Raw genomic sequence first — 15,847 nt, 5'->3', positions numbered from 1 at the left:
AGAGTTGCATCTTTGTGCCTTGGATTCCGATACGATGAAATTTATATTAAGTTCGGGCGAAATTCAACAGGAAAGAAGTAAAAGTGCAGTACAACCCATTATTTCCCCCAAAATGAGTAAAACCTTCACGAATTCAGTGTAGCCAGTGTCTGTCAAGAAATGAGATTTTTTGTTCGAGTTCAAAGAGCATAGAAAAATAAAAAGCGCAGCATATTAGACATATGTGAGCATTTTTATTTTTCGTAGCGACGCAGAAATCGGGCAAAAAGGCCATTTATGGACAGACACTAGCCAGGGAACAGATAAGCTCAGTGAGACTGACACAGTCGTTCAGGTCAAGCTGTTCATCAACTGTATGGACCCTGTCCATTCCTGTTGCGACAATGGCAGTCGGCAAACCATGGCCACAGTAGATATTGGCGTCACTGCCACCCCCGGCAATAAGAAATTCCATCTTTTTACCTATCTTTTCTGCAGCCTGTTCAATTCTTTTTATCACAGGTGCATTTCGATCAAGGGCAAGAACCGGGTATTCTTCCTCAACACTCCATTCAACCGATGGACGCAAAAAACCATCCTGCTGCTTTTTCGGTGTACTGTCAACGACCTCATTAAACAGGGTAATAACTTCTTTCGTATATTTCTCCAGTTTTTCCAGAGAATGGCTACGTACTTCCCCGTAAATTGTGATACACTCGGGTACAATATTTGTTGCAACCCCACCGCTAATCAGACCAAAATTCCTGGTGGACTCCTCATCTAGCCTGCCGACCTTTATTCTGTCGAGGGCCTGTGCTGCAAGGGCAAGGGCGTTTATCCCTGTTTCCGGATCAAGACCAGCATGGGCCGCTATTCCTCTGACCTTAATGCTGAACCGGTTTGCCGCGGGAGCACCGTATATGACACGGTCGATACCGGTTGAATCCAGGGCATAACCATAAGTGGACTGTAACTTGCCAAACTCAAGGTTTTTAGCCCCACGCAGACCGATCTCTTCACAGGTTGTAATAATAATTTCGATGGTCGGATGAGGAATATCCTGCTCCCTGAGCAGGGTTATCATCTCAATGATGGCGGCAATACCGGACTTATCATCACTCCCAAGTACAGTATCACCCGCACTGGTAAAGATATCACCCGTGCGGATAACCTTTACATTTTCTCCAGGCTGTACAGTATCCATATGGCAGGAGAAAAAAAACGGTTCCCCATCCCCATGACCATCAAAACGGATAATAAGATTACCACAGTCGGCTCCTGTTTTTGCTGCCGAACCGTCTTCATAAATATAATCGGCACCCAGTTCCGTGAACTTTTCCTTGAGCCAGGCGGCAACTGCAGCTTCATTTTTTGAAGGACTGCTGATTTCACAGAGGGTAGTAAAGGTTGCAGCGAGGCGCTCTTTGTTTATTTCAAATTTCATAATTTTCTTTGGGTTATTTTTTCTTATTATCAGGCAATCTCAACCCCGTGTGACGTAACTGGTCACAGGATTTGTAAATATGCGGTGCCTCTGATCACTTGCCGTGTGACGAGAGAAGGACAACAGCATGACAGCTGATCCCCTCCTTTCTTCCAGTAAATCCCATTTTTTCTGTGGTTGTTGCCTTGATATTGATTGCTTCCTTTTCGACTTTACAACTGTCGGCTATCATTTGCTTTATTTTCTCGATATAGGGTGCCAGTTTCGGTGCCTGGCAGACAACAGTAATATCAGCATTGACTAGAGAAAATGAGCGCCTGGCGGCTAGCTCCATTACTTTTTCCAGGAGAACAATGGAATAAATATCTTTAAACTCCTCATCGGAATCGGGGAAATGGCGACCGATATCCCCCGCCCCAAGTGCACCGAGAACGGCATCGCAAAGAGCGTGAGTCAGAACATCCGCATCAGAATGTCCGGCCAGTCCCTGTTCATGGAGAATCTTTATACCGCCGAGTACCAGTTGTCTGTTGTCGGCAAATCGGTGAGCATCAAAGCCGTGACCTATCCGCATGGTTGTCCTGTCTGATGTGTCCATTATCTTTTCTGCAAGAAAGAGATCTTCCGGTCTGGTGATTTTCAGGTTGTTTTCTGCACCCTCCACAATGGTAACAGGAATTCCTGCCAGTTCGAGCAGGGCAGACTCATCGGTAACTTCACGGTCCCCAAGTAATGTAAATGCTTTTTGAAAAAGGGAAAGCCTTGCACCCTGCGGGGTCTGAGCGTGGAAAACATTCCGTCTGTCCAGGGTTGCGACAACCTTTCTGCTTCCGTCACTTTTCTTCAAAGTATCCTTTACGGGGACCGCGACAATGGCAGCACCATCTTTAAGAACAGCCTTGCAGCAGTTTTTAATGATAGTCTCTGAAACCAGGGGACGCGCGCCATCATGGACGAGGACAATATCCATTGCCGGGTCTATGGCTTCAAGTCCTGCCCGAACAGAATCCTGTCGCCGCTTTCCTCCTTCAACCACATTGATTTTTTCTCTCTGCCTCCTGCTGAAATGATCGACCAGCAGAGTTTGCACTCCGGAAATCATGTCGGCGGCTGCAACAACTACAACCTGGCAGATATGATCATTGTTGAGAAAAGGACGAAGAGTATGGATAAGAATGGGAATACCGGCCAGTGGATAAAACTGTTTCGGCTGATTCAATTTCATCCTGGAACCGATCCCTGCGGCGGGAATTATGGCGGCTGCGGAATATGTCATGGGACATTGGGAGAAAACCTGAAACCTGCAGTTGATAAAGCGCAGGTTTCAGAAAAAAGTAAAAGGAGCGGGTTATAAGCCGAATTCTGTACCCTGAAAGGGCCATGATCATTTCACTGGGATGTTGATTGCTCAACACCTCTTGCAACCTACCCGGAGATATCGGGCGGGCCGCCCTCAAACATCTCCCTATTTGGTCTTGCTCCGGATGGGGTTTACCCTGCCTTCCATGTCACCATGGAAGCGGTGAGCTCTTACCTCGCCGTTTCACCCTTACCCGGTATTCACCGGGCGGTCTGTTTTCTGTGGCACTTTCCCCCGGTCACCCGGCGTTCGCGTTACGAACCATCCTGCCCTGCGGAGTTCGGACTTTCCTCTCCGGCCCGAAAAGACCGGAGCGATCATGCACCCGCTCCAATTTCTTACTGTAGCTGGAAACCTTGACAAATTAAAGAAAAAAACGGGTGTTATTCTTCTTCAACAGGCGGTGTATAATACATGATTCGCTGACATGTGGGACAGTCAAACATGAGATCTCCCCGAAGCAGCATATTAAATTTCTGTGGCGGGATGGCCATATAGCAGCCCTGGCATACTCCATCCACCACGTTGACCACGGCCAGACCATTTCTACGCTCACGAAGGGTGTCATATTTTCGCAGGAGATTTTCCTTTATCTGTTTGGCCTGCTTTCTGCGCTCATTGTCCTTTGATTTCTTACCCTTATTAATCGACTCAATATTTGTGCGAACCTTCTCAGTCTCTTCAGCCACAAGCTGTTTTTCACCCTTGAGAAGATTCTTCTCCTCCTCGGCTTCTACCTTCAGCTTCTCGACCTCTTCCATCAGACTGATAATTTTTTCTTCATTTTCCTTGGCGCTTTTCTTGGCGTCTTCTATTTCTTTCAATAATGCGGTCTGTTCCCGGCCGGTCTGCACCTGCATCATCTTTGACTGACGCTCCCGGACATGGTTCATTTTCTCTGCCACCTCGTCTTCGAGGGTACGAACTTCCTTTTCGCAGGCGCTGATTTTTTCCTGCAGGTCATTAATGACAGCCTCCCTCTTTGCCAGAGCGGAAATCTGTTCGTCAAGTCCGTTCTGCTCGGACTTGATTTTACCTTCTATCAGATCAATTTCCCGGTCAATCGCCTGAAGTGCCACGAGTTGAGCAATATGTTCGTTCAAGATGATTCTCCTGTGTTGGTATTATCGTAATTTTTATCAATGAGGACGAAAGGGTGGTGTTCCGTCTCTGATTGTAGAATTGATATGTTCCGGTTCTGTCGCCTGCAGCTGCTCTCCAGTTTTTCGACAAGAAGCGCAACTGCCGGCTGTTCCGTCGCAAAATGAGTACCGTCAATAATGCAGAAATTGTTTTCCCTGGCCCAGATTGCTGTACTGTGTTTGATTTCGGCTGAAAGATAGACATCTGCTCCCAGGCTCCAGGCTCGATTTGCCAGATCGGAACCACTGCCACCGCAAAGGGCTACAGTCCGGATCACCCCGGGGAGGTTTCCAGCCATCTGAATCGACTGCAGATTAAGGGTATTCAGAACTGTCTGTATAAATTGCCGGGCAGATAGAGGGTTTTTATATTGTCCTATTCGGCCAAGCCCTGTTCCGACAGCACCATCTCCTCCCGTGGGAAGCAACGGAGTAAGTCCGGAGAGACCGATGCGCCGGGCAAGAATATCACTGACACCGTCACGGGCGGAGTCAAGGTTTGTGTGACAGCAGATAATGGAGATTTTCCCCGCCAGTGCCTTTTCAAGCAGTCTGCCGGCGGGATCCGCTGTATTGATATGCGTCAGGGGCTTAAAAATGACGGGGTGATGGGTAACAACAGTATCGGCACCTACGGTCAGGGCTTCATCAAGGAGGATGTTGGTGGGATCAAGGGCCACCAGAACTGAGCTGACTTCCCGCTCCGGATCGCCCACTAGAAGCCCCACGTTGTCCCACTGCTCCGCCAGCTCGAAGGGAGCATCATGGTTGAGGCTGTTGACAATATCTTTAACGCGCATGCTGTTTCTCAGAATGTCTCGGTAATACAATAAAAAAAGGTACACCCCGCAGGATGTACCTTTTTATTCAACTTGCCCGTTTGGCTCTCTCTGTCCAAAACGACGCACAAAGAAAAGGGGTGTTATTCCTCCCCTGTGTTGTATGTAAAAAATTTGTTTTTCCAATGATCCTTATACGTTCTGTCAGACATTATTTTGAAATGGTGGGCGCAGTAGGACTCGAACCTACGACCGATCGGTTATGAGCCGATGGCTCTAGCCAACTGAGCTATGCGCCCCTTTTCTGACGATGAAACAGTGTATATAAAATGAGTCGAGTAAAAAAGTCAATGAAAAACAGGCGCAAAATAAAAAATCTTTATCAATCCGCATTTTTCACCAGTTCGTGTCTGTCCATAAATGTCATCGCGTACATAGACAATCTGTATCTTCCCATTGCCAACAGCGGAAAGATAATTATAACTCTTTCCTGAATCCTGTTGTGGGCGTTCCGAAAAATGTTTTCGTAGCGACGTAGAAATCGGGCAAAAAGGCCATTTATGGACAGACACGAGTTAATCAACAGCTATGTATAACAATTTACTCTATTTTCTGGTCGCCATCTTTTTGTTCAGTGTGGACAGTGTACCCACCGAACCTCTTCTCCCGGCATGGCAGGGAGGGCTGATTTTCCTCTTTCTGCTACTGGGATATAATCGTATTGCCAGGCGAGCCTACCGGCAGCCGACAGCTGTAAGTTCGGCCGGATACTTTGGAACCGAAAAGAGATTATCCATCCTTGCCCTCTGTTTTTTCGCTGTATCTCTCTACAGTTGCGACCCGAAATTCTACCTTTCGCGCCTTCCCGGTGCGGGGCTCATGCCTGCCCTGGTCAATATTCTCGGTCTATTGATTTTTATCATTTTTCTTGCCCTGATGTGGCGGGCGGGCAAAGAAAATTACCAACGGATATTCGATCGGAAATACTCGGTTTCAGGCTTTGTTCTTGCCAATCTGAAGGTAAATCTCCCCATAGTTCTGCCCTGGATCATATTATCACTCTGTTATGATCTGCTGGCCCTTCTGCCCTTCCCGGGGTTGCAGAAATTTGCCGGCTCCCAGTGGGGGGATCTGCTCTTTTTTGCAGTTTTTCTCGGATTCGTCATCCTCTTTTTTCCGCCGCTTGTCCGCAGGTTGTGGGGATGTAAAAAACTTCCCGACGGCTACTTGAAGGAAAGGCTGGAAAAATTCTGTAAACGCCAGGGGTTTTCGGCCGATTTTTACCTCTGGCCCCTTTTCGAAGGAAGGGTTCTGACTGCGGGTGTAGTGGGAATCGTCCCCGGCCTGCGATATATTCTCATCACTCCAGCTCTCCTGGAGACCTTGAGTCTGGAAGAACTGGAGGCTGTCATAGCCCACGAACTCGGCCACATAAAAAAACGACATCTGCTGCTCTATGTCTTTCTGATAGCAGGGTTCAGCCTGCTGGCCGGTCTTGTGGCAGAACCCATGGTCTACCTGGTACTTTCCATTGATCCCCTCAACCGGGCAATGATGCAGTTCAACATGAGTGCAGAAAGCATCCTGACTGTGGCCGGAGCTGTGCCGTTGCTTTTTTTCATGATTATCTACTTCAGATACATTTTCGGCTATTTTATCCGCAATTTCGAAAGACAGGCGGACCTGTTCACCCTGTCGGCTGTGGGCAGTGGCAGGCCGCTTATTTCCGCCTTTGAAAAAATCGCACTTCTCAGCGGTGATATAAGGGATCAGCCGAACTGGCACCATTTCGGAATCGGTGAACGAATTACCTGTCTTGAGCAAGCTGAAAGAGAACCTGTCCGGGTAGAGCGCCATAACAGGAAGGTGCGTTACAGCCTGGTAGGATACTGCTGTATCATGGCACTGTCCGCCCTGTTGCTTTCCAGGATTCCCACGGATGAACTGGCAAAAAGATACCAGGAAAACTATGCGGAAACCTTCCTCCTGCAGAAGGTCAAACAGGAGCCTGAACGGGCCCTCTGGCAACGGATGATTGGTGACCTCATGCTTAACCGGAAAATGGAGAGAAAGGCGCTTGAGGCTTACGAAAAGGCATACAGTATCGAACCGACGAATCCTGAGATTATGAACAACCTTGCCTGGCTGCTCCTGACCAGTGAAGACGTATCCCTTCGAAACCCTGTTAAGGCACTGACCCTGGCCCGGGGAGCAGTCGCCCTGCAGCCGAAGCCCCATATCCTCGACACCCTGGCCACCGCTTACTGGGCCATGGGACTTGTGGAGGAAGCAGTGAAAATCGAGGAGGAGGCAATGCGGATAGACAGCGCCCAGAAGCGATTCTACCAGGCCCGCATCGCAAAATTCACCAGTGAATCCTATGAAGATGAAATCAGGGCTCTGGCAGAGAAAAATAAGACTGAAAAAAATCCGGAGTAAACAATGATACAACTGGGAGCACATGAATCGGTGGCAGGAGGGTTGTTCCGTGCCTTCGAGAGAATTGATAAAGTGGGGGAGATGCCCTGCAGATATTTACCAGGAACCAGCGGCAATGGAAACCTGCCCAACTCAAGGATGATGAAGTTCACCTGTTTAAGCGGGCGTGGAAGAAACGGGTAATTCCCGTGGTTTCCCATGCCTCATACCTGATAAATTTCGCCACCGCGAAGGAAGAACTGCTGGAAAAATCGGTTAATGCCTTTATTCTTGAACTGCAGCGATGCCAGCGACTCGGTATTGAGCAGGTGGTCCTTCATCCGGGCTCCCATGGTGGAGACGGAGTTGAAACAGGTCTTGAACGTGTGGTGGCCGGGCTTGACAGGGCCATGGATGAAAGCGGGACTGAAGTCGGAGTACTGCTCGAAACAACGGCGGGCCAGGGAACAGGGTTGGGCAGGAGTTTTGAGGAACTTGCCTTTATCCTGGATAATTCAAAGAATAAAAAAAGACTGGGGGTCTGCGTAGACACCTGTCATATTTTTGCCGCCGGATATGACCTGCGCACAAAAAAAAGTTACAATGAAACAATTGCGAAACTGGAAAATATCGTTGGTCTTTCCAGGGTGAAATTCTTCCACCTTAACGATTCAAAAAAAGAGCTGGGCAGTCGGGTGGACAGACACGAACACATCGGCAGGGGCGCCATAGGGCTCGAGGGATTTGCCAACCTGCTGAATGATACACGGTTTAAAACAATTCCAATGACCCTTGAAACGCCCAAAGGTGAAAATCTGCAGGAAGATATTGAAAACCTGGCAACACTCCGATCCCTTATAAAGATATAACCTGAACCGAGGAGAAATGCGGACCAGGTCTGATTTTTTGTTGCAAAAACCGGTACAAAAGTGGACAATAAGTTTATTGATTTGTTCATTTTTACCTGCCTGAGCACTTTGCCCGGCTATTGTTACCCACAAGTGGTCCATATGAAATTTCTCAACAGTGACGCCCTGCTCGACCTCCTGGAGGCACGCAGAATTCTCACGCCGAAACAGCGCAAATTCATAATCCTTGAAAAAGGTAAACAGCGCCAGAAACTCCTCAGGCATGCGGCCAGGGAAGGAATAAAAGACAAGGACTACCCTGATCTCGTTGATATCATTTCAGCCTTTAACTTCGAACTGCACGGGTGTAACGGGCGAGTCATTGACGAAGAACTGATTATCCGGGCAGTGGCCAAAGAAAAGAAACTTCCCTTCAGGAAGCTCGACCCCCTTGAGCTCGATATGGAGGTCGTCACCAGAACCATTCCCAGAAATTTTGCCATCCGTCAGCTTGTCCTACCGGTGAAAATGTCCGGAGGAATCCTGGATGTGGTCGTTTATCACCCGGATTGTGAAACGGTTCTTGCCGATATTGAACAGGCCAACCAGGTCAATGTCCGGCCGGCTCTTGCCACAAAATCGGATATTAAACGAATCATTTCAGAATTCTTCGGTTTCCAGAAATCAATCAGCGCCGCGGAAGACCAGTTTACGGTTTCCACAGACGGGAGTTCCATCGATATTGGCAACCTGGAGAGGTATGTCAAGATTTCTTCGTCAAAAGAGATCACCTCTTCCGACCAGCATATTAAAAATGCAGTTAACCATATTTTTCATTATGCCTTGGACCAGAGGGCCAGTGATATCCATATCGAACCGAAACGAAATGTCTGCATGGTCCGCTTCCGGATAGACGGGACCCTGCATACCATCTATAAATTGCCCAGGGCTGTACACTCCGCCATAACCTCACGGATAAAATTTCTCTCCCGTCTCGATATCGCCGAAAAACGCCGCCCGCAGGACGGCAGAATAAAAATCGGCGGCAACGGGGAACGGGATGTGGAAATTCGGATTTCCACGGTACCGGTTGCCTTCGGGGAAAAGGTGGTCATGCGGATACTTGATTCGGAAATGATCTTCCAGAAGATCGATAATCTCGGATTTTCCAAACGGGACATGGAAGTGTATAATTCGTTTATCCAGGCGCCTCACGGAATTATCCTGGTGACGGGCCCCACCGGCAGCGGAAAATCAACCACGCTTTATTCCACGCTCAAGGAGATAGCCACCCCCGAAAAAAATATTGTCACCGTGGAGGACCCTGTGGAAATGGTCCATGAAGAATTTAACCAGATTGCGGTGCAACCGCTCATCGAGGTGACTTTTTCCACCATTCTCCGTAATATTCTCCGCCAGGACCCTGATATTATCATGATCGGTGAAATACGGGATGAGGAAACTGCCCGCCATGCTGTTCAGGCGGCCATGACCGGGCATCTTGTTTTTTCTACTCTGCACACCAACGACGCGGTCTCCTCCATTGCCCGTCTGCGGGACCTGGGCCTGCAGCCTTTTATGATCGCCTCCACCCTGCTGGGCAGTATGGCCCAGCGGCTTGTAAAGACAATCTGTCCCACCTGCAGCGAAGAATTTGAAATATCCTGTGAAGATCTTGTTAAGATGGGTTTTCCCGTGGTCAGCACCGGTAAACTCATATTGAAGCGGGGTAAGGGATGTCGGGAATGCAGGGGGACGGGATACAAGGGGAGATGTGGAGTTTTTGAAATATTTCCCATCAGTTCAAAGATCAAACGGATGGTCAGCGACAATGAACCCACTTTCGAAATGACCCGGGTTGCAATTCGCGAGGGAATGACTACATTACGCGAGGACGCCTGGAGCAAGGTCCGGGCCGGGGTCACCACCTACGAGGAAGCATTGCGGGTAACATCGGCTCAGTTTTAATTTTTACCGATTTGAAGCAAAAAGATGGGAATAAAGATTGTCGCGAAAAATAAAAAGGCCTACCACGACTATCATATTGATGCAAAATATGAAGCGGGAATGGTACTTTCCGGACCGGAGGTGAAATCCCTGCGGGCCGGCAAGGTGAACCTGCGCGACGGTTATGCCAATGTCGATTCCCGGGGGGAGGTGATGCTCTATAATGTGCATATTTCTTCCTATTCTTTTGCAACTCATAACCCCAATGAACCGCTCAGGGTACGAAAACTGCTGCTCAACAAGAGGGAAATCAAGAAGTTGATCGGCAAGCTGAAGGAAAAAGGCCTTGCCCTGATACCACTTAAGATTTACTTTAAAGAAAACGGCAAGGCCAAGGTGGAGCTGGGACTCGCCCGCGGTAAAAAACAGTACGACAAGCGGGCTGCGCTCAAGGAAAAACAGAGTAAGCGGGAGTTGCAGCGGGTCATGCGCCGAAACAGTTAAAAAATATAATAATTCAATACGATAAAGGGGGCGAAACGGATTCGACGTGGATGTGTAAGCTCATCGTTGCATGCCGAGCTTCTATTTGCTCGTAAAACCAATAGAACCTTAAATATAATCGCAGACGATTATAACTACGCAGTAGCAGCTTAATACCTGTCATACTGCCGTCCCACCGGCTTTCGCCCGTAAGGCCGGACTCGGGGCGTCGACTCAACGGGCTGGTTTCCTGACGGCTGACTGTCAATCAGGAAACGAGATTTAACAGTCTAGCACCAGGCCCGCTCCGTTTCCACGGCATGCCCGGTGCAAAACCTCAAGCTGGAAACTAAGCATGTAGATACGGGAGGGGAGCATTTGCGGACGCGGGTTCGACTCCCGCCGCCTCCACCATGCTTCGCCCTTCGGGCTACGCATGGCAGACCACATTTTAGCAGGTGTTATTATTAATTTTTTATCTAGTATTGTACGAAGCATGCCCTGCCTAGCTTGAAAAGCGAAGCGGGGCTTTTTTAATGGGTTGCAGTGAGCCATAACCTGTTACTGCTATCTCGCCATCCAGGAAAAGATATACCTGAAGTAAACGAGAGCGTTAGGGAGTGTCTGTCCAGAAATGAGATTTTTTGTTCGAGTTCAGGTAAGCGTAGACTCCGAGGAGCACAGGAAAATAAAAAGCGCAGCATAGTAGACATATGTGAGCATTTTTTATTTTTCGTAGCGTCGTAGAAATCGGACAAAAAGGCCATTTATGGACAGGCACTATCTATCTGTTTGAACCTCAGGATTCCATTTGATCTCAATACTTTCAAGTATGTTCAGATATCCCAGGCAGCTGAAATACCGGGAAAATTGACCCCGGAAATCAAAGCGATTCTGGAGAATCCAGTCGCTGTATTGGAGAGAGAGACCTCATGAAATTGGGTAGTAACCGCAAACAAAAACTGATTGAGCTGGGGCCTGATGCTCTGGCAGATGCTTTATTAAACATTGCCGTTCACTCTGACGAAGCCGATGACCTGATCAAGCAATTGATTGCCACCCCAAAGGAAAATATTCAGCGATTTAAGAACAAACTTTCCGGACTGAAACGACGGAAGCGTTTCATTAGTTGGCGCGAATCAGCCAGCTTTGCCCGCGAGCTGGAAATGCTGCTGAGGGATTTAAAAGCCGGTGTGGATGATCCTCTTAATGGTATTGAACTTGTGGCCGCATTTTACAAGGCCGACAATACCATTTTCGAAATGTGCGATGACTCCAGTGGAAATATCGGAGATGTGTTCCGTTATGATGCCAAAGAGCTGTTTGTGAACTATGCCAGGCGGTGTGCTGATAAAGATAAAATCGCAAACATCATCCTGAAGGTAAATCAAAAGGATAACTATGGCATCCGTGATACGTTAATCGACTGTGCTGGAGAATGCCTGCCTGAAGAGGCTATCCGCACTATGATTGCCACACTTCAGAAGTGGGCAGATAAAGAAAAAGATGAATACGGTAAGCGCCATCATTTGAGACTGATCGAATCTCTGGCCCGTCAAATCAAGGATGCCAAGCTATTCGAAAAGACCCGTATTGCCTCGCGGGGAAAACTGTCCACAGCCGCAATAATCGATATTGCCCGTGTCTATCTGGAAAGTGGAGATGTTGAAACAGCTCATTCTTGGCTCAAGAAAATTCCGGAAGGCGAAACCTATCAGGCATACGAACGGGATAAACTGCTGGAGGAAATCTATCAGAAGCAGGGAAACTCCGAAAAACTGACGGAGCTCCTGTTCCAGAAATTCAGATCACATCATTCCACAGACACCCTTCAGGCGTTTCTGGATGTCATCGGCCATGACAAGTGGGATGAAGTCGTTGCAGATGAGGTGGTACAGATTCTGAAAGCCGACAGACTTCAGGAATCAGATGCGGAATTTCTGATCTCAATTGGAAAGATCGATGAAGCGGAAGCCTACCTTCTGGGGCGTGCAGACCAGCTCGACGGCGATTATTATGGAAGTCTGCTTTCACTTGCTGAGGCCATGGAATCGGAAAACCGCCATCTTGTCACCAGCCTGATCTACCGCAGCCTGCTTGTCTCCATTCTGGAGCGTGGTTACACCAAAGCCTATCCCCATGGAATCCGGTACCTTAAGAAGCTGGACAAGCTCTCTGAGGCCGTAACCGATTGGAAGGAATTTAACACTCACGAAGCATTCAAAGAGCAGATCATTGAGGCACATGGTCGCAAACGAAGCTTCTGGTCAAAATATGAGGTAAAGAAATGAACAAACGATTTTATCAGCTGAGAATCCAACTGCTTGATATCGAACCTGCAATCTGGCGGCGTTTTGTGGTTCCTGCCGGTATTACGCTGGATCGGCTACATGATGTGATTCAGATTGTCATGGACTGGACCGATAGCCACTTGCACGAATTTACCATTGGGAAAAAGCGCTACACCGAATATCCGGAATCCAAAGAAGACGGACTGGTATGCGGGAAATACCGGCTTGGAGATCTGATTAAACAGAAGGGTCGTACCTTCACTTATCTTTACGACTTCGGGGACTGCTGGGAGCATGAAATTGTTCTTGAGGAAAGCCGCTATTTTAATCCAGAGCTGAGGACTGAGTTGGCCTGCCTTGAAGGCGAACGGGCCTGTCCGCCTGAAGATGTGGGCGGTGTACCCGGCTACTTTGAGTTCTGCAACGCTTTGAAAGACCCGAGCCATGAGGAACATAAAAGCTATATGGAATGGTCCGGCGGCGACTTTGACAGTGAAAGATTTGACGCCGACTCGGTGAACTTGGAACTGATGAAATACCTCCGCTGGTCCCGGGACAGGTATCAAAACTGGGGAGGAGGTGAATGAAAAAGGATAAAAACAAGCAACTTCAGAAGTCAGGGAACTAAGAGACCTCGATTGTTCGTTCTTCAGCTGCGGAATATCTGACCTTTGTTGCGGCTACCGGCAAAGGAGGCGTTGAGGCGATTTATGCAGATGAAAATGATCTTGCCACAAAAAAGTGGAGTCACGGTTAAGCCGCTTTTCTATCGTCCCACCACTCCAACTCATATTGAGCAGGAGCCTTATATCCGTTTGTAGAATGTTTCCTTTGTCGGTTGCAGTAGACTTCGATGTAATGGAATAAGGTCTGCTCAGCCTCAGCCACATTGTGGAATGTGCAGTCGATTACATCCGACAATTTAATGAGAGAATGATGAGGATTAATCATTTTTGAAGCTCAGGTCTGAATAAATCCGGTTGAGGATTTTGTTGCGGAGATATTTTCGGTTTCTTGGTGAAAAATTGCAAGAAAATGAAGGGTAAAAGGCCAGTATCTTGTTATTTCTATACCATAGATTTAAAATATTGTCTCGTGTTTTCAACATGATAAACAATTTTTAAGATCGACTAAATAAAGTCTACCCTTTTAGAATTTGTTGTAATTTGCTTATCAATATTTCCGGTTTTCTGGTTTCACATTCCCAGACGACACAGACTTTCCAGCCGAGTTTCAATAATTCGTTTTGAACTTTTTGATCTCGCTTGGCATTTTGACGGAATTTTTTCTGCCAGAAGTCAACCCGGGTTTTGGGGTAATAGGCATAGCGACAACCTTCATGTCTGTGCCAGAAGCAGCCATGAACCAGAATAATCGTTTTGTAACGTGGAAGAACAATATCGGGTTTTCCTGGTAAATCTTTTCTATGAAGTCGAAAACGGTATCCTGCACGATGCAGCAGAGAGCGAACAATTATTTCCGGTTTTGTATCACGATTTTTAATTCGTGACATATTCCAGCTTCTTTTTTCCGGTGACAACGAATCCATTTCATAACTTAATTTGATGTTCGCTGGATCAACTCGTGTACAATTTCAGCTATCTGCCTGGCCAGCAGTGGCGGAACAGCATTGCCAACCTGAATATATTGCTGTGTTCTGCTTCCTTCAAAAAAATAATTATCAGGAAAAGTCTGTAACCGTGCAGCCTCCCTGACCGTCAAGCTTCTACACTGTTCGGGGTCGTAATGAATAAAATAATGACCATCCTTAGATATGTGGCTGGTCACAGTCGTAGAAGGTTTTGTCGCCACCTGCACTCGGAACCGGTCATTAAAATGACCGGAAGATGCATTTTTATGGGCAGGAATCAATTCTGCAGGAAATTCTTCAAGTAAAGGCGATCGATTATTTTCTTCAGCAAAGGAGGAAGCATAAAGATAACGGTATAAATCAGATACCATGTGTGATCTGCTGCTGTGATTACAGACTCCTTTCAGCCTTTCATCCAGATACCACTTTGTCAGTTCGTAATCTTTTAACTTTTTCTTTTTCGTTTTCCAGTATGGAATAAATTCACTGCCCTGGTTGAGCTCATTTTTGAAAATGGATTCAAGTGTTTTGACAATAGAATCGGAATGGTGTTTGTATTTTCCTTTATTAAACCATTCCTGGTCAATAATTCCATACAGAGTTTCTGCCCATTTCACAAAATTGTTGTTTATCTTTTTTTCGCGAGACAGTCCGCTGCGCAGTCTGGGCAGATCATCCAGTACATCTTGAACATTCACAGGCCGTTTCGGTACCAACAGTCCAGGATTTTTTTCTGAAAAGTCTTTTTTTATCCCTAACAGGATGACCCTGTGTCTGGCTTGGGGATGCCATAGTTCTCGGCAGAAATAATATAATCAGATGATTTTTCAGGAGCAGAAGGTCTGGTTGCAAGCGGATAAATCTGGTATTCGAGATCAGCTGCTGTATTGCCAGAGAATACGCTGTGTTTTCCAGGATGGCGCAAATCCTCCAAGATTTTTTGAAAAAGAGATTTGCCATTTAACTTTGCTGAAAGCATGCCCCTGACGTTTTCCATAATGAAAAAATCAGGTTTATGCCGTGCAATGACTCTCAGGTACTGCTGATACAGGTAAGTCCGTTCGTCACTTTCTGACGAGTAGCCGATTTTTCCCTTATTGCGAGACCTGCCTATTACTGAGTATGCCTGGCATGGCGGCCCCCCGATTACTCCCCAGCATGTAGTCAGTGGGTTTCCTGTTATTGTGTCAATCCTGGAGTCAATCCTGTTAAACAGCTCTTTACTTTTCCCCAGTTCAGCATGCCAGGCCTCCTGCCGAGCCTGTCGAGCCTCATCCGGGTATCTGTCAAATAGTTCAGAGCGTAATTTATGCTGCTGTTTAACGCTGCGAGTCAGTGATTTTTTCCGAATGTACTCATAATATTTATCGGGAGCCTCGCCTTCTGGAAATTTACGGAAAAAGCTACGTAGTTCAAGGGTGCGATGTGCATAAGGGTCTTTTTCGATCGAAAGGGCAATATCAAACACCTTATTCCCTGTTTGATCTTTATAAGAAGAAAATCCTTCTCCCAGTCCTCCCGGACCGGCAAAGAGGTCTACAACTGGTATGTGAATCATGAAACAA

General features: G+C 47.3%; 15 protein-coding genes, 1 tRNA gene, 2 other RNA genes and 1 pseudogene. 9 read left to right on the top strand and 10 right to left on the bottom strand.

Annotated elements, in window-relative coordinates; translation table 11 throughout:
• Nucleotides 1-274: 274 nt before the first annotated feature.
• The 6 genes from LO777_RS17495 to LO777_RS17470 form a co-directional block, all read right to left on the bottom strand.
• Entirely contained in the window at nt 275-1,423 is a 1,149-nt protein-coding gene (locus tag LO777_RS17495) for a M20/M25/M40 family metallo-hydrolase (RefSeq protein ID WP_228855115.1), read from the bottom strand.
• Between the two features lie 94 nt (nt 1,424-1,517).
• A complete protein-coding gene (gene ispD / locus LO777_RS17490; protein ID WP_228855114.1) occupies nt 1,518-2,699 on the bottom strand; it encodes a 2-C-methyl-D-erythritol 4-phosphate cytidylyltransferase in 1,182 nt (393 codons plus the stop codon).
• Nucleotides 2,700-2,758: 59 nt separating this feature from the next.
• Nucleotides 2,759-3,116, bottom strand: an RNA gene (gene rnpB / locus LO777_RS17485) — RNase P RNA component class A.
• A gap of 50 nt (nt 3,117-3,166) precedes the next feature.
• A complete protein-coding gene (locus LO777_RS17480) occupies nt 3,167-3,886 on the bottom strand; it encodes a zinc ribbon domain-containing protein (protein WP_228855113.1) in 720 nt (239 codons plus the stop codon).
• Nucleotides 3,883-4,725, bottom strand: coding sequence for a Nif3-like dinuclear metal center hexameric protein (locus LO777_RS17475; protein WP_228855112.1), 843 nt, complete (start codon nt 4,723-4,725; stop codon nt 3,883-3,885). The genes LO777_RS17480 and LO777_RS17475 overlap by 4 nt, the downstream gene beginning before the upstream one ends.
• 201 nt (nt 4,726-4,926) lie before the next feature.
• Nucleotides 4,927-5,003, bottom strand: a tRNA-Ile gene (locus tag LO777_RS17470).
• Between the two features lie 30 nt (nt 5,004-5,033).
• On the opposite strand from LO777_RS17470, the gene LO777_RS17465 reads away from it, so the two are divergent.
• The 9 genes and pseudogenes from LO777_RS17465 to LO777_RS21285 form a co-directional block, all read left to right on the top strand.
• Nucleotides 5,034-5,198, top strand: a complete 165-nt coding sequence (locus tag LO777_RS17465; protein WP_228855111.1) for a hypothetical protein — start codon at nt 5,034-5,036, stop codon at nt 5,196-5,198.
• A 94-nt stretch (nt 5,199-5,292) separates the two neighbouring features.
• Nucleotides 5,293-7,143 (top strand): M48 family metallopeptidase, encoded by a 1,851-nt coding sequence (locus LO777_RS17460; RefSeq protein ID WP_228855110.1) that lies wholly within the window; start codon nt 5,293-5,295, stop codon nt 7,141-7,143.
• Between the two features lie 86 nt (nt 7,144-7,229).
• Entirely contained in the window at nt 7,230-7,991 is a 762-nt protein-coding gene (locus tag LO777_RS17455) for a deoxyribonuclease IV (protein WP_329955756.1), read from the top strand.
• 141 nt (nt 7,992-8,132) lie between these two features.
• On the top strand, nt 8,133-9,938 hold the full coding sequence (locus LO777_RS17450) for a GspE/PulE family protein (RefSeq protein ID WP_228855109.1): 1,806 nt from the start codon (nt 8,133-8,135) through the stop codon (nt 9,936-9,938).
• 24 nt (nt 9,939-9,962) lie between these two features.
• Nucleotides 9,963-10,421: an SsrA-binding protein SmpB gene (gene smpB / locus LO777_RS17445; protein ID WP_228855108.1), complete on the top strand. Its 459-nt coding sequence runs from the start codon at nt 9,963-9,965 to the stop codon at nt 10,419-10,421.
• A 26-nt stretch (nt 10,422-10,447) separates the two neighbouring features.
• Nucleotides 10,448-10,814: a transfer-messenger RNA gene (ssrA, locus tag LO777_RS17440) on the top strand.
• A gap of 518 nt (nt 10,815-11,332) precedes the next feature.
• Nucleotides 11,333-12,691, top strand: a complete 1,359-nt coding sequence (locus tag LO777_RS17435) for a tetratricopeptide repeat protein (protein ID WP_228855107.1) — start codon at nt 11,333-11,335, stop codon at nt 12,689-12,691.
• The gene (locus LO777_RS17430) at nt 12,688-13,278 is read left to right on the top strand and encodes a plasmid pRiA4b ORF-3 family protein (RefSeq protein WP_228855106.1); all 591 of its coding nucleotides are present in this window, start codon (nt 12,688-12,690) and stop codon (nt 13,276-13,278) included. Before LO777_RS17435 ends, LO777_RS17430 begins: the two co-directional genes overlap by 4 nt.
• A 50-nt stretch (nt 13,279-13,328) precedes the next feature.
• Nucleotides 13,329-13,433 (top strand): annotated as a pseudogene (locus LO777_RS21285) (virulence RhuM family protein); the annotation flags it as partial.
• Nucleotides 13,434-13,444: 11 nt separating this feature from the next.
• Here the strand turns inward: LO777_RS21285 and LO777_RS17425 are convergent.
• From LO777_RS17425 to LO777_RS20270, 4 genes are all read right to left on the bottom strand, one after another.
• A complete protein-coding gene (locus tag LO777_RS17425; protein ID WP_268907476.1) occupies nt 13,445-13,642 on the bottom strand; it encodes an IS3 family transposase in 198 nt (65 codons plus the stop codon).
• A gap of 190 nt (nt 13,643-13,832) precedes the next feature.
• Entirely contained in the window at nt 13,833-14,240 is a 408-nt protein-coding gene (locus tag LO777_RS17420; protein ID WP_268907475.1) for a very short patch repair endonuclease, read from the bottom strand.
• An 8-nt stretch (nt 14,241-14,248) separates the two neighbouring features.
• On the bottom strand, nt 14,249-15,034 hold the full coding sequence (locus LO777_RS20275; protein ID WP_268907584.1) for a DNA cytosine methyltransferase: 786 nt from the start codon (nt 15,032-15,034) through the stop codon (nt 14,249-14,251).
• Between the two features lie 2 nt (nt 15,035-15,036).
• Nucleotides 15,037-15,840, bottom strand: coding sequence for a DNA cytosine methyltransferase (locus LO777_RS20270; protein WP_268907474.1), 804 nt, complete (start codon nt 15,838-15,840; stop codon nt 15,037-15,039).
• Nucleotides 15,841-15,847: the final 7 nt, after the last annotated feature.

The sequence above is a fragment of the Desulfomarina profundi genome, assembly GCF_019703855.1.
Taxonomy (GTDB): Bacteria; Desulfobacterota; Desulfobulbia; order Desulfobulbales; family Desulfocapsaceae; genus Desulfomarina; species Desulfomarina profundi.
The sequence above is the reverse complement of the archived record's forward strand: the minus strand, read 5'-3'. Positions and strand labels throughout refer to the sequence as shown.